Origin of the sequence: Thiorhodococcus minor, from assembly GCF_010820565.1 — a bacterium.
Lineage (GTDB): Bacteria > Pseudomonadota > Gammaproteobacteria > Chromatiales > Chromatiaceae > Thiorhodococcus > Thiorhodococcus minor.
Map to the genome: position 1 here is coordinate 1 of NZ_JAAIJQ010000066.1, position 24,520 is coordinate 24,520.

Annotated in this window: 19 protein-coding genes; 16 read left to right on the forward strand and 3 right to left on the reverse strand. The window is 66.3% G+C overall.

All coding sequences use genetic code 11. The features are described from left to right. On the reverse strand, nt 1-500 hold a 500-nt coding region (locus G3446_RS18675; protein WP_245232592.1), incomplete at its 3' end, for an MFS transporter. A 171-nt stretch (nt 501-671) separates the two neighbouring features. Further along, nucleotides 672-1,787: a glycosyltransferase gene (locus tag G3446_RS18680; protein ID WP_164454349.1), complete on the reverse strand. Its 1,116-nt coding sequence runs from the start codon at nt 1,785-1,787 to the stop codon at nt 672-674. A 408-nt stretch (nt 1,788-2,195) separates the two neighbouring features. Here G3446_RS18680 and G3446_RS18685 point away from each other — a divergent pair, with 408 nt between their 5' ends. The 11 genes from G3446_RS18685 (at nt 2,196) to G3446_RS18735 (ending at nt 15,742) form a co-directional block, all read left to right on the forward strand. After that, the gene (locus tag G3446_RS18685; protein WP_164454350.1) at nt 2,196-4,658 is read left to right on the forward strand and encodes a trypsin-like serine protease; all 2,463 of its coding nucleotides are present in this window, start codon (nt 2,196-2,198) and stop codon (nt 4,656-4,658) included. 303 nt (nt 4,659-4,961) lie between these two features. Next, nucleotides 4,962-5,924, forward strand: coding sequence for a prolyl aminopeptidase (gene pip / locus G3446_RS18690; RefSeq protein WP_164454351.1), 963 nt, complete (start codon nt 4,962-4,964; stop codon nt 5,922-5,924). Beyond that, nucleotides 5,921-6,358: a D-aminoacyl-tRNA deacylase gene (dtd, locus tag G3446_RS18695; RefSeq protein WP_164454352.1), complete on the forward strand. Its 438-nt coding sequence runs from the start codon at nt 5,921-5,923 to the stop codon at nt 6,356-6,358. Before pip ends, dtd begins: the two co-directional genes overlap by 4 nt. Before the next feature lie 169 nt (nt 6,359-6,527). Next, complete coding sequence (speA, locus tag G3446_RS18700) at nt 6,528-8,408, forward strand: biosynthetic arginine decarboxylase (protein WP_164454353.1); 1,881 nt, start codon at nt 6,528-6,530, stop codon at nt 8,406-8,408. A 159-nt stretch (nt 8,409-8,567) separates the two neighbouring features. Continuing rightward, a complete protein-coding gene (gene hypA, locus G3446_RS18705; protein WP_164454354.1) occupies nt 8,568-8,921 on the forward strand; it encodes a hydrogenase maturation nickel metallochaperone HypA in 354 nt (117 codons plus the stop codon). A 185-nt stretch (nt 8,922-9,106) separates the two neighbouring features. After that, nucleotides 9,107-9,985, forward strand: a complete 879-nt coding sequence (gene hypB, locus G3446_RS18710) for a hydrogenase nickel incorporation protein HypB (RefSeq protein WP_164454355.1) — start codon at nt 9,107-9,109, stop codon at nt 9,983-9,985. 261 nt (nt 9,986-10,246) lie between these two features. Beyond that, complete coding sequence (locus G3446_RS18715; RefSeq protein ID WP_164454356.1) at nt 10,247-10,717, forward strand: hypothetical protein; 471 nt, start codon at nt 10,247-10,249, stop codon at nt 10,715-10,717. 408 nt (nt 10,718-11,125) lie between these two features. After that, nucleotides 11,126-11,602 (forward strand): DUF302 domain-containing protein, encoded by a 477-nt coding sequence (locus tag G3446_RS18720; protein WP_164454357.1) that lies wholly within the window; start codon nt 11,126-11,128, stop codon nt 11,600-11,602. Nucleotides 11,603-11,658: 56 nt separating this feature from the next. Next, complete coding sequence (locus G3446_RS18725; protein ID WP_164454358.1) at nt 11,659-13,773, forward strand: glycosyltransferase; 2,115 nt, start codon at nt 11,659-11,661, stop codon at nt 13,771-13,773. After that, nucleotides 13,770-14,684, forward strand: coding sequence for a glycosyltransferase family 2 protein (locus G3446_RS18730; protein ID WP_164454359.1), 915 nt, complete (start codon nt 13,770-13,772; stop codon nt 14,682-14,684). The genes G3446_RS18725 and G3446_RS18730 overlap by 4 nt, the downstream gene beginning before the upstream one ends. Beyond that, entirely contained in the window at nt 14,681-15,742 is a 1,062-nt protein-coding gene (locus G3446_RS18735; protein WP_164454360.1) for an NAD-dependent epimerase/dehydratase family protein, read from the forward strand. The genes G3446_RS18730 and G3446_RS18735 overlap by 4 nt, the downstream gene beginning before the upstream one ends. Here the strand turns inward: G3446_RS18735 and G3446_RS18740 are convergent. After that, a complete protein-coding gene (locus G3446_RS18740) occupies nt 15,645-18,074 on the reverse strand; it encodes a DUF1631 domain-containing protein (protein ID WP_167757092.1) in 2,430 nt (809 codons plus the stop codon). The genes G3446_RS18735 and G3446_RS18740 overlap by 98 nt on opposite strands. A gap of 514 nt (nt 18,075-18,588) precedes the next feature. Between G3446_RS18740 and G3446_RS18745 the strand changes: the two genes are divergently transcribed. The 5 genes from G3446_RS18745 to G3446_RS18765 all read left to right on the forward strand — a co-directional run bounded on the left by G3446_RS18745 (nt 18,589) and on the right by G3446_RS18765 (nt 24,312). Next, nucleotides 18,589-19,806: a phosphatase PAP2 family protein gene (locus tag G3446_RS18745; RefSeq protein WP_164454361.1), complete on the forward strand. Its 1,218-nt coding sequence runs from the start codon at nt 18,589-18,591 to the stop codon at nt 19,804-19,806. A gap of 210 nt (nt 19,807-20,016) precedes the next feature. Next, complete coding sequence (gene asnB / locus G3446_RS18750) at nt 20,017-21,837, forward strand: asparagine synthase (glutamine-hydrolyzing) (RefSeq protein WP_164454362.1); 1,821 nt, start codon at nt 20,017-20,019, stop codon at nt 21,835-21,837. Between the two features lie 34 nt (nt 21,838-21,871). Beyond that, entirely contained in the window at nt 21,872-22,417 is a 546-nt protein-coding gene (gene hslV, locus G3446_RS18755) for an ATP-dependent protease subunit HslV (RefSeq protein ID WP_164454363.1), read from the forward strand. Nucleotides 22,418-22,524: 107 nt separating this feature from the next. Beyond that, nucleotides 22,525-23,856 carry an ATP-dependent protease ATPase subunit HslU gene (gene hslU / locus G3446_RS18760; protein WP_164454364.1) on the forward strand — a complete coding sequence of 444 codons (1,332 nt, stop codon included), beginning with the start codon at nt 22,525-22,527 and terminating at the stop codon, nt 23,854-23,856. A gap of 93 nt (nt 23,857-23,949) precedes the next feature. Next, the gene (locus tag G3446_RS18765) at nt 23,950-24,312 is read left to right on the forward strand and encodes a gamma-butyrobetaine hydroxylase family protein (RefSeq protein ID WP_164454365.1); all 363 of its coding nucleotides are present in this window, start codon (nt 23,950-23,952) and stop codon (nt 24,310-24,312) included. The last annotated feature ends 208 nt before the right edge of the window (nt 24,313-24,520 follow it).

Genomic DNA, 24,520 nt, shown 5'->3' on the forward strand with positions numbered 1-24,520 from the left:
TCTGCAGCGCGCAGCCGACTTTGTGCTCGCCTTGGAGGCGCAACGATCCGTGAGTGGGACTTATGGGTAACGATATGGCCATTGGCCGCGCCCAGCGCCTCCTTGCCGACCAGCTCCTTGATGTAGCCGTACTTGGCGGGCGAGTAGAAGGCGCTCTGGGCCGCGAGCAGAAAGGTCATGGCGAAGGCCGGCCAGAACCAGCCGAGGTAATAGAAGACCGTGATGCAGAGGGTCAGGCAGACGGCCAGCCAGGCACTGGCGCGCATGACGCGGTTCTTCGGAAAGCGGTCCGCGATGAATCCGGACGGCGTAAAGAGCAAGACGAACGGCAGGAGGATCAGCGCATTGACGATCGCGGTCAGCAGGACCTGCGTGTCGCCGTCATAGGTCTTGAACAAGGTGTTCTGGATGATGATCTTGTGCCCCAGATCCACGAAGGCATTCAGGAAGATCATCAGCACATAGGCGAGAAAGCCCGAAACGCGAAACAGCTGACCCATGGCAAAACCTCAGTGATTGGTTGTGCGCCTTTCCAGCAACCTGCTTGCCAACACCAGCAGCGGAGGGGCAGCGAGCCAATGGATCAGCCTCATTCCGCTCAAGGATAGCCCCTAGGCGAGGCAGCCTCCTCAGTCACGACAATGGGTGGCGCGCCGCTTCCAAGCGGCGCCCTAGGCGGACAAACCGAGCGCTTCGAGGTAAGCGCGCGCGCTGCGAGCCTGCTCGTATTCGGCAACGGCCGACTTGAGCTCGGCGGCGTCAGTGGGCCTCTCCAGCGTCTTCAGCATGGCATCCGCCATACATTCCGTGTCAGCCACGGGCACCAAATGTCCATAGCGGCCGTGATCGAGGATCTCCGAGGGGCCGCTCGGGCAGTCTGTCGCGACCACGGGCACCCCCAGGGCCATCGCCTCTGTGAGGACATTGGGCGATCCCTCCCAGGCCGAGGACAGCACGAACACCGCCGCGCGCGCGAGATAGGCGTAAGGGTTGGCCTGAAAGCCGGGCATGGCGACCGCGTCCCTGAGCCCTAGCTCGCGGATCAGCCGCTCCAGTGTCTCGCGCCCGGCCCCTTCCCCGAGGATCATGAGCCGGCAATCCCGGACCTCGCGCACCTTGGCGAAGGCGCGGATCAGCGTCGGGAAGTCCTTCTGACGCTGCAGCCGGCCAGCGCCCATCAGCACGGGCGGCTGTCCTGGCTGCAGCCAGGGATGCGGACAAGGGGCCGCAGCCAGTGCCGGCAGCTCAGGCGTGATGACCGGGTTGCGGATGACGCGGATCTTCGCAGGCTCGACCCCCGAAATCCGCGCCGTGTCGGCGGCAACGCCCGCGGAGACCGCGATGATCTGGTCGATGTGCGGGTAGAGGCCTCGAATCGGCAGGTAGCGCAGCCAGCGCTCCATCACCGAGCGCTCCGACATGGCCTCCGAGAGGTTGGTGCCCAGCCGCAGCGCCAAGCGTGTCGAGCTGCCGGCAAGCAGCTTGGCGAGCACCGCCGCTCGACCCGCGCGATCTTTCGCGGCGAGCAAGGCAGGCGGTCGCTGCGTTTTCAGATACCTCGCCAGCTCGGGGATCGCGAGCTGGGTGTGCTTCGACGTCAATCTCACGAGGCGGATGCCGTCCGGCAAGTCGGTCAGATGCGGACTCTCGGTTCTGACGGCGAGCAAATCGATCTGAACGCCCTGAGCCGCGATGCCCAGCGCAAGATTCAAGAGCATGCGCTCGACGCCACCGGCTCCCGAAAAAGAGGCGAATAGGGCGAGCCGGCGATCGGCGATCTGACTCATTAGGGGCGATCTCTCTGATGGGCTGATCGAGGCAGGGAGCGAATCGAGGCGGGCGTGACTCGGCTTCGAGGGAATGCCCGCGGAGCGGCGGCTGGCGTCGGCATCGCGTGCGTCAGTTTGGCCTGCATCTAAAGTGGCTTGCATCACAGTCCTGAGATTTCTCGGCTCAGCTTTTTTGACGAATGGCCTAGACTGTGCCGAGGGTGTCATTCCCGGCGCACGAGCCAGCGAAGGTCACGCCCCAGGCCGACTCAAGCGTGAGACGAGCCCGAATGAGGTCGGCTTGAACGGCAACAGGGAATCCTGCCTTGGCGCAATTGGGGGCGCCAGCTCGGTGGTCATGATGACGCCGGTCCATTATTCTCTCAAAACCAGAAATCAGTTGGTGCTTTTGAAGGAGTCATCACGATGGAAATAGATCGTCTGAGCGGGGGGGTGATTCCACTGATCTTCCTCGTGGCCATGGGAACGGCCTCTGCCGAAAGCGTCGATCCGCAGCAGCATGTGGACGAGCAGAAAGTCCAGGGTCAGGAGACGTTGCCGCCACTGCGCAACAAGAGAACCGATCTCCCAACCGAAGCCAAAGCGAGCTTCGAGCTCAGCGCGGCCGATCGCGAGAGGATCGCCGAGCGCAATCGCAAGGCGACGTCCGGCGCACCGCTCACGATCGGCCTGCTCCAGCGTGTCGATACCGCGATCGCCGTCGGCGAGACGGGCGGCGAGGCCCTCACAGTCCATCGAGATGCGGAAAGCGGACTGACGACCTATACGGCAAAGCTAGACATCGAAGAGGCAGCCGGCGCTCGCGTCTTGCTCAAGCCGACGAATCTGCCGGCGGACGCAGTCATCAGCGTCTTCAACGACGCGGGCGACACCACGCAATACCGCGTCGGCTCCGGAGAGCGCTTCTGGACCAATACGGTCACCGGCTCGTCGGTCTATGTCGAGATCGAGACAGCGGCAAACGCGGCCGAAGACGCTGGCGTCAGGATCGAGGCCGCCATGCTGATCGATGGCGGCTCCCGGGCATTCTGTGAGACCAACCCAAGCTGCATCCAGGATGGCTCCTGCCACACTCAGCGCGAATGGCCCGCGATCGACAAGGCCAGAAAGGCCGTTGCGCACATCAACTTCATCGAGGACGGCTGGGGCTACATCTGCTCCGGTGCCCTGCTCGCCGATACCGACGACGACACCACCATTCCGTACTTCTTGACCGCCGACCACTGCGTCAACGACCCCGATGTCGCGGCCACGGTCGAGACCTGGTTCAATTACAAGACGCCCTTCTGCAACGCGGGCTGCCCCCCGATCCTGCCCGCAACGGCCTCGACCCTAGGGGCGACCCTGCTGCAGCACTCCGCCGTCGACGATCACAGCCTGCTCGCGCTCGACGAGATGCCGCCCGCCGACGCCTGGTACCTCGGTTGGACGAGCGACCCCGTGGCAGGGGCCGACGGCACCCTAGCCTTCCGCATCAGCCATCCGAATGGCTCTCCACAGACCTACTCGGCGTACCGGATCGACCGGGGCACGAGCCCGACCGACTACTGCGCCACCAAGACCATGTCGCGCGGGAGGTTCATCGTATCCCGCAGTCTGGCAGGCGCCACTGACGGCGGCAGCAGCGGCGCGCCACTCATCCTCGGCGATGGGCGCGTCGTCGGGCAGCTGTTTGGGCTGTGTGGCTATAGCGTCGATGACGTCTGCGACTTCGACAGCAACGTCACCATGGATGGTGCCTTTGCGAATTACTTCGACGAGGTCGCGCAATGGCTGAGTCCCAATGAAGACGGGCTGCCGCTGACGGTCCAGAAGCTAGGCACGGGCGAAGGCCTGGTTCGGTCCTCGGTCGACGACGGATCGGACACAGCCGAGACGTCCGCGGCCGCGACGGCGGCGCTGCTCGGCAGCGAGCCGGTCGAGCAATCCGAGTGGCCCTGGCAGGCGGCGCTCAAGATCACGACCTGGCGCATCAACGGCAAATGGACCTGCAGCGGATCCGTGATCGCCCCGACCTGGATCCTCACGGCGGCGCACTGCATCGTCGACGACATCGACGAGCGCTACAACACCGTAGCACCCGCCAACATCCAGGTGCGCACGGGGTCCGACCACTTCGAGTACGGCGGACAGACCTCCTCGGTGAAGCGGATCGTGAAGCACCCTGAGTTCGATCCCATCACCCGTGATCATGACATCGCGCTGCTCGAGCTGAAGAGCCCCGTCTATGTGCATCCCGTTCGCCCAGTCACCTGGGAGCGCGAGCCGACCTTGGCTTGCCCGGGGATCATGGGCGCGGTGACCGGCTGGTCGGATACCGACGTCTGCGGTCAAAGCTCGGTCGTGCTCTCCAAGGTCGACACATCGATCGAGGATCCCGACATCTGCCGCAGTGCCTACGGAAGCACCTCGATCACCGGGAACATGCTTTGCACCTCCTCCCTGATCGAAGACGACACCCTCTGTCAGGAGGACGATGGCGCTCCCCTCGTCGTGGACAATGGCCGTGGCGGCTACACCCAAGCCGGCATCGTCAGCTGGGGCAACAGCTGCGAGACACCTGATGCGCCGACCGTCTACACGCGCCTGGCCCCCCATGTGGAGTGGATGGAATACGTGACCGGGGACGATCTTTCGTCCGATGTCGGCCCGGGCGTCATCGACTGCGGCAGCAACTGCATCAGCCAGTTCGCCAAGGACACCCTGGTCACGCTCACCGCGACGGCCATCCCGGGCTCGGTCTTCGCCGGCTGGGACGGCGCCTGCGCCGGAACCGAGTCGACCTGTGACGTCACCATGACCCAGGCGCTGAACGTCAAGGCGATGTTCAACTCCGCAAAACTAGGCGCCAGATCCTGCAGTAACTGAGCCGCCCCAAGCGGCTTCGGACCTACCCGCCACGCCCGAGCCCCTAGGGGCTCGGGCTTTTCGCGTCCGTGCGATCGCTAGTGGCCGCGAGAGAGGTGTCAGCCTCAGGCAGGCCGAAGGCGCGGGTCGGCGATTCCTCTGTCCTCCCTCGCGTCCTTTGCGCCTTTGCGGCTCGAGCTGCGGCTTCCCCGACGAGCACCAAGCCATCCCCCTCACGCCTCGAGGGTGCGGCAAGGGCGCGCCTTGAGTAGCATTTGGGTCTTTGGCCTAACCCGCCTCACGCCTTTGCAGAGCGCCGCGAGAATGGACAGCAACGATCAGACCATCTATCCGCCCATCGAGCCCTTCGCAACCCATGCGATATCCGTCGACAACGGACACCGGCTCCACGCCGAGGAGTGCGGCCGCCCGGACGGCATCCCCGCGCTCTTCCTGCACGGCGGGCCGGGCGCGGGCTGCGAGCCGGCGCATCGCCGCTTCTTCGATCCGGCCCGCTATCGCGCCGTGCTCTTCGACCAGCGCGGCTGCGGACGCTCCACGCCGCATGCCTCCTTGACGGCCAACACCACCTGGGACCTGGTCTCGGATATCGAGCTCATCCGCCAGCAGCTCGGCATCGAGCGCTGGCTGGTCTTCGGCGGCTCCTGGGGCTCGACCCTGGCACTGTCCTACGCGGAGGCGCATCCGGAGCGCGTCTCCGCCCTGGTGGTGCGGGGGATCTTTCTGTGTCGGGACGAGGAGATTCGCTGGTTCTATCAGGAGGGCGCGAGCTGGGTCTATCCGGATCATTGGCAGGACTATCTCGCCCCCATTCCAGAGACAGAGCGCGGCGACTTGCTCTCGGCCTATCACAAGCGGCTGACGAGCGAAGACGCCCAGGTACGCATGGAGGCCGCGCGCGCCTGGTCGATTTGGGAGGGGCGCACGGCGACCCTGCTCGGCAATCCCCAGGTCGAGGCGCACTTCGCCGATCCCCATGTCGCCCTGAGCCTGGCGCGGATCGAATGCCACTACTTCATGAATCAGGCCTTCCTCGCACCCAGCCAGCTGCTGCGCGACGCCCACCGCCTGGCCGCTATTCCAGGCATCATCGTCCAGGGGCGCTACGACCTCATCTGCCCCATGCGCTCGGCCTGGGAGCTCCATCTGGCCTGGCCGACCGCCGAGCTGCAAGTCATCCCAGACGCCGGACACTCGGCCTTCGAGCTCGGCATCCAGCGCGCCCTGGTCGCCGCGACCGACCGCTTCGCCCAGGCGCTCGGATGATCGGGCTGCTGCAGCGCGTAACCGAGGCGCAGGTCGCGGTGGACGGAGAGGTCGTCGGGGCCATCGAGCGCGGGCTCATGGTCCTGGTCGGCGTGCAAAAGGGCGACACGGAGGCGCGCGCCGACCGGCTGCTCGAGCGCCTGCTCGGCTATCGCGTCTTTCCTGACGCCGACGACAGGATGAATCTCAGCCTGCGTGACATCGCAGGGGGGCTCTTGCTGGTGCCTCAATTCACCTTGGCGGCCGATACCAAGAAGGGCACACGCGCCAGCTTCACGTCGGCCGCGCCGCCGGACGAGGGCAAGCGGCTATTCGACTATCTGGTGGCCCAGGCAGCCATGGCCCACGCCAGCGTCGCGACCGGGCGTTTCGGCGCCGATATGAAGGTCGGCCTGCTCAACGACGGCCCAGTGACCTTTTGGCTGGAGACCTGAGATTGGGAGTCGCGCGCTGGCTCCATCAGACGGCGGCCATTATGATGCTGCCCCTTGGCGCTATCCGTCGCGCGGGGCCTCATGGCCGCGATCTCCAACGCGATGTCCCGAATGAATGGCGGGCAGCCTCCGACTCCACTTCGGATATGCATACCTGGAGGCCCTCGTGATGAGCCCCGCGGTCCAACGTTGCACTGAGATCTATGCCATCGACCGCTGGGGCGAGGGCTACTTCGGCATCAATGCGCAGGGCCATCTCTGCGCGCGGCCGGACCCGAAGCGCGCGACGGAGATCGACCTCGCCATCTTGGCGGAGGAGATCGCCGAGGCGGGACTCTCCCTTCCCGTGCTCGTTCGCTTCAACGACATCCTCCGCCACCGCGTGCGCGCGCTTCACCAGGCCTTCGCGGACGCGAGCGCGCATTGCGGCTATCAAGGGCGCTACCAGCCGGTCTATCCCATCAAGGTCAACCAGCAGGCCGGCGTGGTCCGCGAGATCCTACACGCCGGCAACGCAGGTCTGGAAGCGGGCAGCAAGCCGGAGCTGATGGCCGTCCTGGCGCTCTCCCCGCCTGGCGGCTTGATCGTCTGCAATGGCTACAAGGATCGCGAGTACATCCGCCTAGCCTTGATCGGCCGCCGGCTCGGGCTGCGCGTCTACCTAGTGATCGAGAAGCCGTCGGAAGTGCCCCTGATCCTGGAGGAGGCCGAGCGGCTGGGCGTCGAGCCATTGCTTGGGGTGCGCGTTCGCCTAGCCGCGGCCGCCGCGGGCAACTGGCAGAGCTCCGGCGGCGAAAAAGCCAAGTTCGGGCTCGCCGCCAATCAAATCCTGCAGCTGGTCGGCACCCTGACGCAGGCAGGCCGGCTCGACTGGCTGTGCCTGCTGCACGCCCATCTCGGCTCCCAGATCCCGAGCCTTCAGGACATCCGCGCCGGGGCCGCCGAGCTGGTGCGCTTCTACGCCGAGCTGCGGCGTCTGGGAGCCCCCATCGGCATCATCGATGTCGGCGGCGGGCTCGGCGTCGACTACGAGGGAACGCGCACCCGCAATTACTGCTCGGTCAACTACGGACTCGAGGGCTACGCCTCCGCCATCGTGACCACCATCGCCGACGAGTGCCGCCGCGACGGGCTGCCCGAGCCAGACCTGCTGAGCGAGTCCGGGCGGGCCATGACCGCGCATCACGCCGTCCTCATCGCCAATGTCATCGACCGCGAGCAGGCCGGCGGGCAGGAGGTCGAGCCCCGCATTGACGAGACGGATGGCACGCTCACCGCGCTCAGCCACCAGCTGCGCATCGCCGGACAGGGCTCGCCCCAAGAGATCTATGCCGCCTCGCGCGAGCTGCTCGACGCCGCCCGCGGGCGATTCGCCCAGGACAAGCTGGACCTAGCTGGCCGGGCACGCGCCGAGGAGCTCTTCTTCGCCATCTGCCGCGCCCTCGCGGGGCGGCTGGACCCAGGCGTCCGCCGACACCGCGAGCTGGCGGACGAGGTCAATGCCCTCTTGGCGGACAAGCTGTTCTGCAACTTCTCGCTCTTCCAATCCTTGCCGGACATCTGGGCACTAGGCCAGATCTTCCCCATCGTGCCCATTCAACGCCTCGACGAGAAGCCGACCGCGCGCGCCGTGGTGCATGACCTGACCTGCGACTCCGACGGCTGCATCGCGCACTATGTCGACGAGGGTGGCATCGAGGCCAGCTTGCCGGTGCATGCCGATGCCGGCACCCGCGAGTCCTATCTGCTCGGATTCTTCATGGTCGGCGCCTATCAGGAGATCCTCGGCGACATCCACAACCTCTTCGGCGACACGGATGCCGTGAATGTAGAGCTGGACCCGAGCGCCCCGCGCGGCTATCGCCTGCTGGAGGCCGAGCGGGGCGACACCACCGACGAGCTGCTGAGCTACGTCCACTTCGAGCCGCGCGCCCTGCTCACCCACTACAGGCGCAAGCTCGAGGCGACCGGGCTGGATCGGCCCACCCGCGAGCGCCTCTTCGTGGAGCTGAAGGCCGGGCTCTACGGCTATACCTATCTGGAAACCTGAGCGGAGCGCGCGCCATGTGCATCCCGACCGCATCGCACCAGCATGAAGGCCAAGCCGGAGCCAATCCCAGGCGCGGCCTGCGCGAGCGTCCGGGATGCTCCAGGCGCTGGCGGCCGCGCTCGGCCTCTCGCCCGACATCCAGCCCAAGGAGCCCGTCTGATGCATGAGCTGTCACTCTGTCAGGCGCTGCTCGATCAAGTCGAGCGCGTCGCCAAGGACCACAGGGCAACGCGGGTCGACCGCATCTTGCTCAAGGTCGGCCCTCTATCCGGCGTCGAGCCGAGCCTACTGAAGCATGCCTATCCGCTGGCCGCGACCGGCACCATCGCCGAGGCCGCCGAGCTGGTGATCGAGCCGGCCGAGGTGCGGGTGCACTGCCTCGACTGCGGCGCGGAGACGGACGCCCAGCCCAACCGTCTGCTATGCGGCAGTTGCGGCAGCTTCAAGACCCGTCTGGTCAGCGGCGACGAGATGCTGCTGGCCAACCTCGAGCTCACCATTCCCGACGACTGACGACAGGCCGCATCTTCCGAGCACCTGGCGAAGCACCGCATCCGCGGGCGCCGACCGACGCCTACCCCGGACTCCGATCGGCGCGCGACGCGATGCGGCGGCCGCAGAGTCGCGCGAGATGACAGAAATGCTAAACCTCGGCGATATGATGACGTACACTGCCGTTTTCGCTGGGAGATGCCACTATGTGCGACACCTGCGGCTGCAATATCACACCTGGTAACGAGCACCTCGTCCGTGGCGAGGGCAAGCACGCCAAGACCGAGGATGGTCGTGCAGCCGTTACCGTGCTCAAGGGACTCCTGTCCGAAAACGACCATCAGGCCGCCCATAACCGCGAGCACTTCGACCGTCGCGGGGTCCTGGCCCTCAATCTCATGTCGTCCCCCGGGGCCGGCAAGACCAGCCTGCTCGAGGCAACCATCGAGGCGATTGGCCAGCATCTGGGCATCGCCGTGATCGAGGGCGATCTGGAGACCGAGAACGACGCCGAGCGCATCCGCGCCAAGGGCGTACAGGCGGTCCAGATCGCGACCGGCAGCGCCTGCCACCTTGATGCCCATCTGGTCCACGACGCGCTGCACCGCCTGGACCTCAGTAATGTCGACATCCTCTTCATCGAGAACGTGGGCAATCTCGTCTGTCCCGCCAGCTTCGACCTCGGCCAGCACCGCAACGTGACCCTGCTATCCGTGCCCGAGGGCGACGACAAGCCCGCGAAGTACCCAGTCATGTTCAGGGCCGCGGACCTGGTGCTCTGCACCAAGACCGACCTGCTTCCCCACATGCCTGAGTTCCAGCCCGAGCAGGCCGAGCGCTACCTGCGCGACCTGGCCAGCACCGCTCCCTTCGAGGCCGTCTCGACACGCGCTTCCGGCGATCTATCGGCTTGGATTCAATGGCTGCAGGACGAGCTGCACGCCCAGCGCGCGCGCCTCGAGCTCGGCCGCACCATCCGGCCGAACGTCCAGAAGGACGGCGAGCGTCTGCACGCATCCCAAGACGCCTCGGGACACCATCACCACCATGAGGCTGGGCATCACCAGGCCCGCAGCCACGGCTGAGCAGGGAGCGAGCGCATGGAGCGGACCTGCCGCACAGCCTGAAGTAGAGCGATGATCTCGGGCGGCCATACCTGCGTCTGACGCCAGACCAGCCTGCCCGGGGTGCCAAAGACGCTGGCGCGGCTTCGCCCTTGGAACAGCGCCCGAGCAACGCCACCCAGAATCGAGATACACGGCTGGGCCGATAGACAAATCGTTGCCCAGCGTCTACATAGAAAGACTCGGAAATAACGAGCACCATACTTTGGAGGATCTGAGGCAGTGTCTTTAAAGCCTTATAAAGCCCTTTCCGTTCTGACCCTGACGACGGCCGCCACCTTGATGGCCTTTGCCCCGGTTAGCCAAGCCTTCAACTTCGGCAACATGATGAACCCGAGCCGATGGATGGGGGGCAGCAACGACCGCTACGACGATCGCTATGACGAGCCCTACTGGGGCGGACCCTATGGCGGCGGATACGGCTACCCCGGCGCCTATGGCTCGCCTTATGGCATGCCCTATGGCGCGCCGGGCTTCGGGATGCCGCCGGCCGGCTATGGTGCACCTGGCTACGGCGGCGCTCCCGCGACACCTCAGGCAGCACCCCAAGCACCCTCGAGCAGCAGCTCCGAAGTCGAGGCGCTCAAGCGGCGCATCGAAGAGCTGGAGGCGAGACAGCAGAGCCAGCAGCGCCCCCCGGCTTCGAATGACTGGCCCTCGGCACCCGCGTTTCGCCCCATGAATCAGTACTGATTCGCACCGAAACCGCAGACGCGGGAGGAGCAGCTAGCGACCTGCGTCCGTCAGTCGTTCTGACAAGCCTTGATCGATGCCCGAGGCCTTCACCCGCCGGGGAAATCCAAGATATCCCGAGCGATGGCCAACGCGCTGATCGGGGCAGACTGGACCGCTGGTGGCTAGAGAGCCGACGGCTCCGTTCCGGTCATCGCGACCCGCAGCCCCGCCACAGCGCGGGGTTTTTCATACTGCTCCTCTTCCGAGGACATCCCATCAGCGATCGGCTCCGGGCATGGAATCGCCGTGAGCGCCCGCTCCTGATACCATTCCGCGATCCCTTCGGCGCGGCCGCGCCCCTGACCGAAGGCAGCCTTGGGCGCCGACCACTGCCCGAGCCTCACCTTTACTTAGAGGGAAGAAGCCATGATGCAGCTCACTCGCGCCCTGCTCACCCTGGCGCTGGTCAGCGCACTCATTCGACCGGCAGGCGCCGCCGAGCCAGGCTACGTCGTCCACACCACGGACGGCGCCTTCGAGGACGTCATGGAAGGGCTGAAGGCCGCCATCCATGAGCGTGGCCTCTACATCAACGAGATCATGGATATGGGCGGGATGCTGAAGCGAACGGGCGAAGATCTCGAGCTCGGCGCGCCAGCCTACACCCAGGCCAAGTCAATCCAGTTCTGCAGCGCGCTACTCTCTCACGAAATGACGATCGAGCACCCGGAGCGCATCGTCAATTGCCCCTTCATCATCAGCATCTACGCAAAGGCGGGCGAGCCCGGCACGACCTATGTCGCACACCGTGAAATCCCGGCGCAAGAGCAGGCATCCAGCCCAGCGATGAAGAAGGTCGCCGAGATGCTCAGGGACTTGTCCGAGGCCGCGATCGCCTGGTGATTGCCGCCGTCTCACTGCTCTCGACCAGGATGCCATCAAGGACAGGGTGAGGCCGAATGGCGATCGCACGCGCTCAAGGCGCCAATCTCGTCGAGATCGTCGTCCGTTACCTCCCGCGGGTGCTCCACGTCCTGAGGACGGAGGGTGCGGGCGTCCTGGCCCGCAAGCTCAAGCGGCGACTCCAGACCACGCCGCTGGCCGTCAAAGGGCCGCCCAGCCTGCTCAGGCTCGAGGAGCCCTTCGAGCCAGTCGCCCTGCCCCAGCCCGAGGCGCCCAAGGCCTCGGTCGTCATCCCTGTCTTCAATCAGTTCGCCTACACCCACCATTGCCTCTGCGCGCTCACCCAGGCCGGTGCCGCCATCGACTTCGAGGTCATCGTGGTCGATGATTGCTCGAGCGACGGCTCGGCGGAGCGGCTAGCGGGCTACCCGGGTGTCCGGCTCGTGCGCAATCGCGAGAATCTCGGCTTCGTCGGCTCCTGCAACCAGGGCGCCGCGCTCGCCCGAGGCGAGCTCATCGTCTTTCTGAACAACGACACCCAGGTCCAGCCCGGCTGGCTGGATGCCCTGGCCGCAACCTTCGAAGAAGCCGAGGACGCCGGCATCGTCGGCAGCCGGCTCATCTACCCGGACGGCCGTCAGCAAGAGGCCGGGGGCATCCTCTTCAGCGACGGCTCGGCCTGGAACTACGGCCACCTCGACGACCCCAACAAGCCGCACTACAGCTATCGACGCGCCGTCGACTATTGCTCCGGCGCGACCCTCGCCATCCGGGCCGATCTCTTCAGGGCGCTGAAGGGTTTCGACACGACCTTCGCACCGGCCTATTACGAAGACACGGATCTCGCCTTCCGGGTCCGGGCGGCCGGCTATCAGGTCTACTACCAGCCGCTCTCGGTCGTCGTGCATTTCGAGGGCATTTCGGCCGGCCGCGACGAGGGCGGGGAGACTGGTCTCAAGCGCTTCCAGCGCATCAACCAGGCGCGCTTCCGCGGGCGCTGGGGCGATGAGCTGGCAGACTACGGCGCCCGGGGCGAGGACCTCGAGCGGGTCAAGGAGCGCCGCGTCCAGCGGCGCGCCTTCATCGTCGACAACTACATGGTGACCCCCGACCGGGAATCCGGCTCCCTGCGGATGCTGAACCTCTTTCGCATCCTGCAGTCCCTGGGGTACAAGGTCACCTTCGCCGCGGCCAACCTCGAGGCGCCCCAGCCCTATGTCTCGAATCTACAGCGGCTTGGCGTCGAGGTGCTCTACCGGCCCTATGTGCGCTCCATCAAGCGGCACCTCGCCGCGCAAGGCAGCAGCTACGACCTGGTCCTGCTGAGCCGCGCGGACGCGGCCGCGCAGGTGATCGCCGCGGCACGACGCCATTGCAGTCGGGCAAAGATCGTCTTCGACACTGTCGACCTGCATTTCCTGCGCGAGCAGCGTCTGGCGGAGCTGCTGGGCGATCGCGCCATGCGCGTGGTCGCGGAGGTGCGCAAGCGCCAGGAGCTCGACCTCATGCGGCAGGCAGACCTGACGTTGGTCGTGAGCGAGGCGGAGCGCGACCTCCTCGCGCGGGAGGCGCCGGATGTGGAGGTGCGCGTCGTCTCCAACATCCACCAGATCTTCGGCTCCGCCCGGCCCATGCGCGAGCGCCACGACCTGGTCTTCATCGGCGCCTTCGCGCACCCGCCGAACAGAGACGCCGTCCTCTTCCTCTGTCACCAGGTCATGCCCCGGATCCGCGCCCGCAGCCCCGGCATCAAGCTGCGCGTCATCGGCGCGAATCCACCCAGCGAGATCCTGGATTGCGCGGGAGACGACATCGCCATCCTCGGCTATGTGCCGGATGTCGAGCCCCATTTCGCCGCTTGCAGGCTCTCGGTCGCCCCGCTCAGATATGGCGCGGGCGTCAAGGGCAAGATCAACCAGAGCCTGGCCCATGGACTCCCGGTGGTCGCCACGCCGATCGCGGTAGAGGGCATGCATCTGGTCGATGGCGAGTCCGTCCTCATCGCCGAGACGGCCCAGGACTTCGCAGAGGCCGTGCTGCGCCTCTACGATGACACGCCGCTCTGGCAGCGGCTCTCGCGCGGCGGACTCGAGGTGATGGAGGCCCATTTCAGCTTCGCCGCCGCCGAGCGCGCCCTGCACGAGGCATTGGCCACGGGGCCAAGCCGATGACGCCCAGGCTTACCCCGCGTGTCTCTGTGATCGTCGTCAACTACAACGCTGGCGCGCTCCTGGGCCAATGCGTCACCGCCGCCCTGGGCTCGGACATCCCAGTCGAGGTCATCGTCAGCGACAACGGCTCCACGGACGAAAGTCTGGAAAGGCTCCGCCAGGCCTGGAGCGAGGACAGCCGGCTGGCCGTGATCGAGAACGGCGCCAACCTCGGCTTCGCCAAGGCGAACAACAAGGCGCTCCCGCAAACAGGTGCCGACTATCTGTTATTCCTGAACCCGGACTGCCTGGTCGCCCCCGAGACGCTCGGCCTGGTCCAAGCCTTCCTGGAGCGGCATCCCGAGGTCGGCATGGCCGGCTGCCTGGTCCTGGATCCGGATGGCAGTGAGCAGGTCGCCTGCCGACGCTCGATTCCGGATCCCTGGATCGCGCTCAAGCGCATCCTGCACCTGGACCGGCTGGGTCAGGGCAGCGCAGGGCGCCGCCTGAATCACAACCGCGCGCCACTGCCTGAAGGTCCCATCGAGGTGGAGGCCATCTCCGGCTCCTTCATGATGGTGCGCCGCACCGCCCTCGACGCGGTCGGCCCGCTCGACGAGGGCTACTTCCTGCACTGCGAGGACCTGGATTGGTTCGTGCGTTTCCACCAGGCCGGATGGAAGATCGCGCTCGTGCCCAAGGCGCGCGTGACCCACTACAAGGGGAGCTGCAGCACCAGCACGCCCATCGCGGTCGAGCGCCACAAGCACCAGGGCATGGCGCGCTTCTTCCGCAAGCATCAGGCGCGCCGCTATCCACGCCCCTTCGGGTGGCTCGTGCTCGTCGGGATCAGGCTGCACTTCTGGCTCAAGGCAGCGTCCCTGGCCGCGCGAGGCCTGTGGAGAAAGCGACACGGGGAAGCAGCAGGATGAGCGCAGCCTTGGGGCAGGACCTCGGCAAGGTCCTGGTCACCGGAGCGACCGGTCAAGTCGGCCGCCGCCTGGTTGCCACCTTGATCCAGCAAGGGCATGCGGTGAGCGTGCTGACCCGCTCGCGCGATGCGGCGGCAGACCTCTGGCCCGCGGGGCGCGTCGCGGCCCTGCAAGCGGACCTGACCAAGCCCGACACGCTCGCCGCCCTGGACCTGGACCAGATCGACACCCTCTTCCACCTGGCGAGCTATGCGCCGAGTCCCGAGGAGCCGGATCTCTACAACGCCCCCGGCCACTGGGAGGTGACGGCCCAAGGCACGCGCAATCTGGTCGCGCGCCTCGCCGGGGCGCGGCTGCGCCAGCTGGTCTATGTGAGCAGCATCAAAGCCATGGGTGATGGGGCGGTCAACCTCGGGCGGCCGGCGGACGAGTCGACCGAGCCGCGGCCGGACAGCCTATACGGGCGGGCGAAGCTCGCGGCCGAGCAGGCGGTGCTGGAGCTGGGCCGAGACAAGGGCATCAAGGCCAGCGTCATGCGTCTGCCCATGGTCTATGGCATCGGCGAGGCGGGCAACATCCCGCGCATGATCGAGGCGATCGCCGCCCGACGCTTCCCGCCCTGGCCCAGAATCGAGAACCACCGCTCGGCGATCCATGTGGACGACGCCATCGCCGCGGCGCTCCTCATCGCGCGGAGCCCGAAGAGCGACGGACAGGTCTATTGCGTGACGGACGGGCGGGGCTATTCCACGCGTTGGATCTACGAGCGCGTCCAAGACGCCCTGGGGAGGAAGACTCCAGATTGGACCCTACCCTTGAGCCTGCTCCAACTGGCCGCCGGCATCGGCTCGCTGGCCGAGCGCCTGCTCGGGCGCCGGATGCCGCTCACCCTGGAAGGCCTCGGCAAGCTGACTGGAGACGCCTGGCTCTCATCGGACAAGCTGAGGCGCGAGCTGGGCTTCATTCCCAGGCATAGCCTGGAGGACGAGATCCCCCGCTTGACCCTGGCGCTGCAGGCGACACCTTCTCCAAGACCTGAGCGACCGCCCGGTCCGTAAGGGGATTCTGGCTCAGCAGCCGCGCCCTGCCCCTGCGCAAGTGATCGGCCAGGCTCCCCGCAGCCAGGGTCATGGCGTTCTCGCCCTGGCGATTGGTAAAGAGGAAGACACGCCTGAACTCGCTCACCCAGTTGAGGCGGAGCGTATTGCGCGTCCCGCGCTCGCTGTTGAACTCGACCCAGGCACCGACCTCCAGCTTCTGAACCAGACTCATGTATTCGTCTTCCGGCGTCGCAGCCGGCTGGCTCGGTGGCTCGGGCAGCAGGGCGGAGAGATCCTCCGACTCCTCGGCCGACTCGTCGTCGAGGCTGGACAGCGGATCTGCGACCGACGCGGACACCGGCTGCGTCGGGCTGACTGGCTGCGACGCTGGCTCTGTGGTGGTGCTGCGCGGCCCCTGCGGATAGAGCTGCGGCGGGGCGTCCTTGTGCAAGGCCGCCACATGCAGCTGGATGAGCTCGCTGAAGAAACCGTCCCAGGCGCCCTGAAGACCGACCCGCCCTAGGCCCTCGCGCAGTCCCTTGAGCATCGCCGGCAGCATGACCACCAAACGGTCGCGGTTCTGCGAGCCGGACTTGGGCTCCACGCTCCAGATCAGCTCGTCCATCAGCCGCTGTGTCTCCTTCCAGGCCCCGCCGGACTCGCCGGCCCGGACGAATGCCTCCACCAGCACCAGCCGCCAGTGGCGCGTGATGAAATCCGCGAGCAATGGCGGCAGGTTGCGCCGATTGAGGCGCAGATCGACCTCGGTCGCGACACGGCCAGCCGCCATTTCCTTGCGCTCGCGCGCCTCGAGCTCATCGGCCATATTGTCGGCCTTGCTCTTGGCGGCAGCCTCTTCCGCTTGGAGGAAGCCATCGAGCACCCCGAGCTGACTCTCGAAGACTTTGACATCGGAATCGAAGCCCTTGAGGATCGTCTCGACCACGGAGCGAATCGTCCCCAATAGCCTCGGCTCGTCCTTATCGCCGCGACCAATGCCCGCATGAGCGATGGCGTCGAGCAAGCGCCTAGCGGGATGGCCGCGGTCGGAAAAGAACTGCTTATCGAGCAAGGCGACCTTGAGCACCGGGATCTGCAGCTTGGCGATCTCCGCGCGCACGCTCGCCGGCAGGTCCGGGTCGTTGAACATGGCATCGAAGAGCATGCTCACGATGTCCATGGTCATGGCGTCCATGGGATGCGACCAGCTCGCCATGGGCGTCGCCCGCAGCTGCTGCAGCGCATTGCCGGCGAAGGGATCGATCTGGACCGAGCCCAGCCCCGGCATCTGGCCGGGGTCGACGGGGCCGCGCTGGAGATTGCCCAGGGCCTCGACGAGCTGGCTGCTGCTGAAGGACTGCGCCCCGGCACCACCAGATCCCGCAGCCATGCCGCCGCCGGGCATCCAGCCGCCCGCGCCTGGGGCAGCCATGCCACCTTGTGCCCCTTGACCGCCATGCATCGACTGAATGGCGCTCAGCAGCTGACTGAAGATGTCCTGCCCACCGCCTTGAGCGGGCATGCCGCCGCTACCGGCCGCGCCGTATCCGGGCATCCCGCCACTCGGCTGCGCCTGAGGGGCAAAACCGGCAGCCGCGTAGCCGCCCCCCATGGCCCCGCCACCCTGCTGGCCTTGCTGCTCCTGCGGCGTCTTGAGCGAGATGTTGGGGAGAATGCCGGTCTCGGCGAGATAGCGGTTGATGTCGGCATAGATGGCCGGAAGCTCGCCCCCCGTGTGGCGCTCGAAGGAGTGCAGCAGCGCCAAGGCCACGCTCGGCACGAGATCCATGCTGGTGAGCGCCTGCAGCACGGCCTTGTAGACGAGACCTGGGTGCAGGGGATTGTCGTCCTGGGTGACCCGCTGCACCTTGAGCAGGGCGGCGATCCGCCGATCCAGCGCGACCAGCTGCTGGGAGCAGTTGAAGGCCGCCCGCGTGGTCAGCTTGGTGATGGCGAGGTCTTGCTCCAGGTCCTCGTCCTCGACCAGGCTCAGCTCGGCGGGCAGCTGCATCCCCTGGGCCCGAGCGCCGTCCGCGCCCTTGAGGACGGATTCGAACTCACGCGCGACGCTCGCCTGAAACTGCTGCAGCAGCTGGGGCGCACGATTGGAGAGCACTTGTGTCGCAGCGAAGCAGATTTGCTGCTGCTCCAGGCTGGTCGCCCGGTCTGCCATGGCTAGGAATTCGTCGTTCGCCCGTCCGACCTCACGCGTGAAGACCGCGCTCAGCCGGTCGACCAAACGATCGCGACAGACCGAGAGTATGGCAACCGCGTCCTCGAGCATCGCCGTGGTCAAGTTGCTCTCTCTACCCCCGAAGGGAACGACATTGGAGATGTTGTGGTCGGCCATGATCGAATACTGGTGAGCGAGACGCGCCGCGTCCCCTTAGGGTCATCTTCGGCTCGACTCGACGCAAGCGCGGAGCGGCACGACGGAAGCTCCCGGCGCATGGATCGCGACCGAGCTTGCGAAGCGGAGCCTGCCACATCTCCAGTTTAGGGATCGGCGCGGCACTTGTTTGCCAACGAGCTCTCACTTGTTCGAGATCGGGATCGGACGAGCGCGCGTCACGATCAGAATCGAGGTTACAGCTTGCGGCGATGGTAAGGGCATCGACGGGCGCCAATCGTGACAGGGTTCGCGATATCGGCCACCCCGAGGCCTTGAAAAACGATCTGCCGACTAGGGGTACCTCAAGGCAGGCGGCCGCTCCTGATCGCCGCCGGACGGCAGGACCGACCGGGAAGCCAGGGGTCAGATCCCGCCCCGATCACGGCCGCGGCGAGCCAGCTGCATTGAGATTCCCCAAGAGAGCCGATAGGCTCAGCGCTTCTGCGCTCCGCCCTAGCTCCTCGGTCCAACGTTGCAAAGCATCTCAGCCGCCCGCCCGTCCTGGCTCACCCAGCTCGCTGTCGTCGCGCTGCTCGCCGTCGTCGGCACACTGCCGTTCTGGCTATCCGACCTAGACACCCAGGCAGCCTCGATCTTCTACCATCCCGACGCCGCCGATCCCTGGCCCGAGTCGCGCAGGCCCTTGTGGCTCCTCTTCTATCAGGCGGCCCCCCTGCTGATCGGGCTCGTCACGATCAGCAGCCTGGCCGTGCTCGGCGCGGGCAGCCTCTGGCCAAGCTTCAGACGCGTACGCATCCATGCCGTCTTCGTGCTGGCAACCGCCGTTCTGGGTCCAGGGCTGATGGTCAACGCCCTTCTGAAGGACCACTGGGGACGTCCCCGCCCCCATCAGACGGTCGAGCTGGGCGGGACCCAGGCCTATCTGCCGCCTCTCATGGTGGGCGAATCCGGCAAGGGGAAGTCATTTCCCAGCGGACACAGCTCGGCCGGCTTCATGCTCGGCGCCTTCTTTCTGGTCTGGCTGCGACGGCGCCCGGCCCTCGCCTATCTCGCGCTCCTGGGCTCGATCGCCCTGGGGACCCTGCTCGGCATCGGGCGAATGACGGCCGGAGATCACTTCTTGTCGGACGTCATCTGGTCGGCCGTGATCGTCTACGCACTCGCCTTGCTGCTCTACTATGGCGTCTTGCGCGTTCCCCAGCGCGAGGCTGCGCTGGAGCGCTCCCCGCCCGTCGAGCCTCGACCAATTCGGCATCCGGTGGCGCTGGCCGCCGGCTATGGCGTCGCGGCCGGCATCCTGATCTTCGGTATGCTCCTGGCCACGCCCGTCCATCAGAATCTGTCGCTGGACATCGTTCAGGCGAAGTACCAACCACCGCCGCGCACCCTCCGCCTGGCTGCGGACACGGCTCAGGTCACCATTGCCTGGCACAGGTATCCCGAGCGATCCGCGCTCGTCTTGCTGAAGGGGCGCGGCTTCGGGCTGCCGGGCACGCGCGTCGGGCATCGCCTGGAGGCACGCAACGGCGTTCTCAGCTTCAGCCTGGCCCATAGCGGGATCTTCACCGAGAAGGACACCTCGCTGGTGGTCGGCGTGACCCCAGAAGATTGGGATCGCCTGGAGGTCCACACGGCGAGCGGCGATATCCGCGTCTACCCCAAGCCGCCGGACGCGCCCGAGCTCCAGCTGCAGACGGACGAGGGCAAGGTCCTACGCGACGTCCAGTGAGACCAGCCGCTCAAGGCACCCACAGCTAAGGCGATTTCTGTCAATTCCCATAGCATCTGGCTTGTCTTGACGCCCGCCTTCTGTGTCGCCCCGCCAGTCACATCGCCCAGCGATGCTCCTGTCGGCGCTCCTTGAAGGCGGACCTCAATCCGGCGCCATCTGGTATAAGAATCTCCGGCAATCGCCTAACATCTGACCACCGAGCTCATCATGTGCGGCATCGCAGGATTCATCATGCGCTCAGGGCTGCGCCCCGAGCCCGAGCTGTTGCAGCGGATGTCCGCTCAGCTCGGGCACAGAGGCCCTGACGATCAGGGTATCCACTGCTCTGGGCCTGTCGGTCTCGCACAGACGCGCCTCTCCATCATCGGCCTCGCAACCGGGCATCAGCCCATGGTCGCCGAAGACGGCCAGCTCGCCTTGGCGGCCAATGGCGAGGTCTACAACTATGTCGAGCTGAACGCCGCGTTGCGCCAGCACGGACGTGAGGCGCGAACGCAATCGGACTCCGAGACCATCCTCAACGCCTATGCCGTCCACGGACTCGACAGCTTGCCGCTGCTGCGCGGCATGTATGCCTTCGCACTGCACGACGCGCGGCGCGGGACCCTGATCCTCGGCCGCGATCGGCTCGGCATCAAACCGCTCTTCTATACCCGCCTCGCCGACCGCATCGCCTTCGCCTCGGAGATCAAGGCGCTCCTCGCCATCCTACCCCAACGGCCGGAGATCCTGCCTCGGGCATTGCGGCAGTTTCTCCAGAACCAGTTCGCGAGCGGCGAGGACACACTGATCGCCGGGGTCAGACGTGTGCCCGCGGGCGAGGCATTGATCATCGACGGGGCCCTGAGGATCCAGCGGCACTGCTACTGGTCGGCACTGACGGTCACGCCCAGAGAGGTCGCCGTCGACGAGGCGCAGGCCGAGCTGGATGGGCTCATGAATACCGCCATGCGCGAGCACATGCGCGCCGATGTCCCCTTCGGTCTCTTCCTCTCGGGCGGAGTGGATTCGGCGGTTTTGGCCGCCATGCTCCACGCCCACGGCGCCGGACGCATCAAGAGCTTCTCAGTGGGCTACAAGGGCACGGCCATGACCCACGAGCTGGACGAGGCCGCGCGCGTCGCCCGGCACTTCGGCCTGGATCACACCCCGCTCGAGCTGAGCCTCGACCAGGTCTTCGGCCGCATCCCGCACAGCATCTGGTGCGCCGACGAGCTGATGCGAGACTACGCCTGTCTGCCCACCTCGCTGCTTGCGGAGACCGCTGGGGCCGAGCTGAAGGTCGTCTTCTCGGGCGAGGGCGGGGACGAGGTCTTCGCGGGTTATGGGCGCTATCATCCGCGCCCCGCCGAGCGTTGGGTGAAGGCGCTGATCCATCCCGGGAGCGGCGGCTTCCGCACGCGCGGACAATGGGGCGCACGATGGCTGAGGCGCCTGCTGGGTCCGGACCTGCGAGCCGCGGCAAATGCGGATCGGCAGCCGGTGCTGCGCGCCTGGGGCGCGACGCCCGCAAGCTGGTCCGACATGCAGCGCCGTCAATACACCGACCTGGTGACCGCGCTGCCGGACAACCTGCTCGTCAAGACCGACCGCATGCTCATGGGCTTCGGCCTTGAGGGCCGGGTGCCCTTTCTCGACCACAGGATCGTCGAATTCGGCCTCTCGCTGCCGGATGATCTCAAGGTCCGGCGACATCGCGGCAAGTGGCTGCTCAAGCGCTGGGCCGAGCCGCGCCTTCCACCCGGACACCTCGACCGCCCCAAGCGGGGCTTCCACGTGCCGGTGGGCGACTGGCTGCGCGGCGAGATCGCGGACCAGGTCGGCCAACGGCTCATGCGCAATCGCGGCATTCGAGGCTGGTTTCACGCCGATGCCATCCCAGACCTGATTGCCGCCAGACAGCGGGGCCAGGGCGGCGGCCGGGAGCTGTTCGGGCTCATGCAGCTCGCCATCTGGCACCGCCTCTTCATCGAGCAACCGGGGCTCAAGCCCGCCCCGGACGAGAACCCACTCGATTGGATCGAGTAGACTAGCCGCACATCCAATCGCAACAAGATCGACCATGGAAAACTTTCGCGGCACCACAATCCTCTCGGTCCGACGCGGCGACAAGGTCGTGATCGGCGGCGACGGCCAGGTCTCACTCGGCCCCACGGTGATGAAAGGCAATGCGCGCAAGGTGCGGCGCCTCTATAAGGGACAAGTGCTGGCGGGCTTCGCCGGGGCGACCGCGGATGCCTTCACGCTCTTCGAGCGCTTCGAGGGCAAGCTGGAGAAGCACCAGGGGCATTTGACACGCTCGGCGGTGGAGCTGGCCAAGGATTGGCGGACCGACCGCATGCTACGCCGACTCGAGGCACTCCTGTGCATCGCCGATGCCAAGACCTCGCTGATGATCTCTGGAACCGGAGACGTCGTGGAGCCGGAGCAGGACATCATGGCGATCGGCTCCGGCGGCTCCTTCGCGCTATCGGCCGCGCGCGCCCTGTTCGAGAATACCGAGCTGAGCGCGCGTGAGATCGTCGAGAAGAGCCTTCACATCGCCGCCGACATCTGCGTCTACACCAACCACAATCTTGTGATCGAGCAGCTGGACGCGGAGGACTGACGCCAAACGGCGCCATCCCAGCTTGCGACCGCAGCCCATCACCCGCAGCTACACCTTTAAGCCTTCAGTGCCGCGCTCGCACCGCGGCCCATCCGACGGACAGTCCAATGACTGAAATCACCCCCCAACGCATCGTGGCAGAGCTCGACAAGCACATCGTCGGCCAAGACGATGCCAAGCGCGCCGTCGCCATCGCGCTGCGCAACCGCTGGCGACGAGCACAGATCGAGGAGCCAATGCGCTCGGAGATCACACCCAAGAACATCCTCATGATCGGTCCGACCGGCGTCGGCAAGACCGAGATCGCGCGGCGCCTGGCGCGTCTGGCCAACGCCCCCTTCCTCAAGGTGGAGGCGACCAAGTTCACCGAGGTCGGCTACGTCGGGCGCGACGTTGAATCCATCATTCGCGACCTCGCCGACATCGGCGTCAAGATGGCGCGCGAGCAGGAGATGGCCAAGCTGGCCGACCAGGCGGAGGCCGCCGCCGAGGATCGCATCCTCGAGGCCCTGCTCCCCTCGCCCTCGAGCTTCGAGGAAGAAGGCAGCACGAAGGTCGGCTCCGGGACGCGCGAGAAATTCCGCGCCAAGCTGAGAGCCGGGGAGCTGGACGACCGGGAGATCGAGATCCAGGTCTCGGCCTCCCCGCTCGGCGTGGAGATCATGGCGCCGCCCGGCATGGAAGAGATGTCCAACCAGCTGCAGGGACTCTTCCAGAACCTTGGCCAAGGCCGCATGAAGCGCCGCAAGCTCAAGATCCGGGACGCGCGCAAGCTGCTTAAGGACGAGGAAGCGGCAAAGCGGGTCAACGACGAGGAGATGAAGCTGCTGGCCGTGGAGAACGTCGAGCAGAACGGCATCGTCTTCATCGATGAGCTGGACAAGGTCGCCAAGCGCGGCGAGGGCTCCAGCGGCGTCGACGTCTCCCGCGAGGGCGTGCAGCGCGACCTCCTGCCGCTGGTCGAGGGCAGCACGGTCTCCACCAAGCATGGCGCGGTGCGGACGGATCACATCCTCTTCATCGCCTCTGGCGCCTTCCACCTCTCCAAGCCGTCCGACCTCATCCCGGAGCTGCAGGGCCGGCTGCCCATCCGCGTCGAGCTCAAGGCGCTGACCACCGAGGATTTCGTGCGCATCCTCACAGAGCCAGACGCCTCGCTGACGGATCAGTACAAGGCGCTGCTGGGCACCGAGGGCGTAGGCCTGGAGCTCACCGAGGACGGCATCCGGCGCATCGCCGAGATCGCCTGGCAGGTGAACGAGAAGACGGAAAACATTGGTGCGCGCCGATTGCACACCGTCATGGAGCGCCTGCTGGAAGATGTGTCATACAACGCCTCGGACCTCGACCGCGTCACCGTGACCGTCAACGCCGCCTATGTCGACCAGAACGTGTCCGGGCTGGCGGCCGACGAGGACCTGTCTCGCTACATCCTCTAGACGGATGAGCGCGTGGCGGCGAAGCCGCCATGCCTGTCACCCAACATCGCGATGCGCCATCCTTCCGACAACCGACAACCGACAACCGAACCCATGCCAGTACCCACAGAGCTCAACCTCCATCGTCAATCGCGCGTGCTCGAAGTCGCCTACGACGACGGCACCCGCTTCACGCTGCCCTGCGAATACCTGCGCGTCTACTCGCCCTCCGCCGAGGTCCAAGGCCACGGTCCGGGTCAGCGCGTCCTGCAAGTCGGCAAGGAAGAGGTCGGGATCGACAAGATCGAGCCCGTCGGCAACTATGCCGTGTGCCTCCACTTCGACGACGAGCACAACACCGGCATCTATTCCTGGGAGTACCTCCATAAGCTGGGTACCGAGCAGGAGCACCTCTGGAAGGAATACTTGGACGAGCTGGAGAAGGCGGGCCACAAACGCAAGTCCCAGCCGTCCTGAGGCCTGGGCGCAGGCTCCACGAGCCAGCTCGACAGGCGCCGAGACCAGCTCGCCGCCGCAAGGCGGCGCTCAGACGCGTCGCCTGACTGAGCCGCCGGATCTCCACTCCGCCCGCCTCACCCGCTCCTGCTGCCAGGGCACGCGATACCGGCCTGTGACACGCCTTGGTGTAAGATAGCCGCCATCCTGAAGGGCGCCGCCCGATCGC

What these genes read in the sequence shown, in the direction of transcription:
- G3446_RS18680 (WP_164454349.1), bottom strand. Translation starts at nt 1,787, where the DNA reads ATGAGTCAGATCGCCGATCGCCGGCTCGCCCTATTCGCCTCTTTTTCG.
- G3446_RS18685 (WP_164454350.1), top strand. Translation starts at nt 2,196, where the DNA reads ATGGAAATAGATCGTCTGAGCGGGGGGGTGATTCCACTGATCTTCCTC.
- pip (WP_164454351.1), top strand. Translation starts at nt 4,962, where the DNA reads ATGGACAGCAACGATCAGACCATCTATCCGCCCATCGAGCCCTTCGCA.
- dtd (WP_164454352.1), top strand. Translation starts at nt 5,921, where the DNA reads ATGATCGGGCTGCTGCAGCGCGTAACCGAGGCGCAGGTCGCGGTGGAC.
- speA (WP_164454353.1), top strand. Translation starts at nt 6,528, where the DNA reads ATGAGCCCCGCGGTCCAACGTTGCACTGAGATCTATGCCATCGACCGC.
- hypA (WP_164454354.1), top strand. Translation starts at nt 8,568, where the DNA reads ATGCATGAGCTGTCACTCTGTCAGGCGCTGCTCGATCAAGTCGAGCGC.
- hypB (WP_164454355.1), top strand. Translation starts at nt 9,107, where the DNA reads ATGTGCGACACCTGCGGCTGCAATATCACACCTGGTAACGAGCACCTC.
- G3446_RS18720 (WP_164454357.1), top strand. Translation starts at nt 11,126, where the DNA reads ATGATGCAGCTCACTCGCGCCCTGCTCACCCTGGCGCTGGTCAGCGCA.
- G3446_RS18725 (WP_164454358.1), top strand. Translation starts at nt 11,659, where the DNA reads ATGGCGATCGCACGCGCTCAAGGCGCCAATCTCGTCGAGATCGTCGTC.
- G3446_RS18730 (WP_164454359.1), top strand. Translation starts at nt 13,770, where the DNA reads ATGACGCCCAGGCTTACCCCGCGTGTCTCTGTGATCGTCGTCAACTAC.
- G3446_RS18735 (WP_164454360.1), top strand. Translation starts at nt 14,681, where the DNA reads ATGAGCGCAGCCTTGGGGCAGGACCTCGGCAAGGTCCTGGTCACCGGA.
- G3446_RS18740 (WP_167757092.1), bottom strand. Translation starts at nt 18,074, where the DNA reads ATGGCCGACCACAACATCTCCAATGTCGTTCCCTTCGGGGGTAGAGAG.
- asnB (WP_164454362.1), top strand. Translation starts at nt 20,017, where the DNA reads ATGTGCGGCATCGCAGGATTCATCATGCGCTCAGGGCTGCGCCCCGAG.
- hslV (WP_164454363.1), top strand. Translation starts at nt 21,872, where the DNA reads ATGGAAAACTTTCGCGGCACCACAATCCTCTCGGTCCGACGCGGCGAC.
- hslU (WP_164454364.1), top strand. Translation starts at nt 22,525, where the DNA reads ATGACTGAAATCACCCCCCAACGCATCGTGGCAGAGCTCGACAAGCAC.
- G3446_RS18765 (WP_164454365.1), top strand. Translation starts at nt 23,950, where the DNA reads ATGCCAGTACCCACAGAGCTCAACCTCCATCGTCAATCGCGCGTGCTC.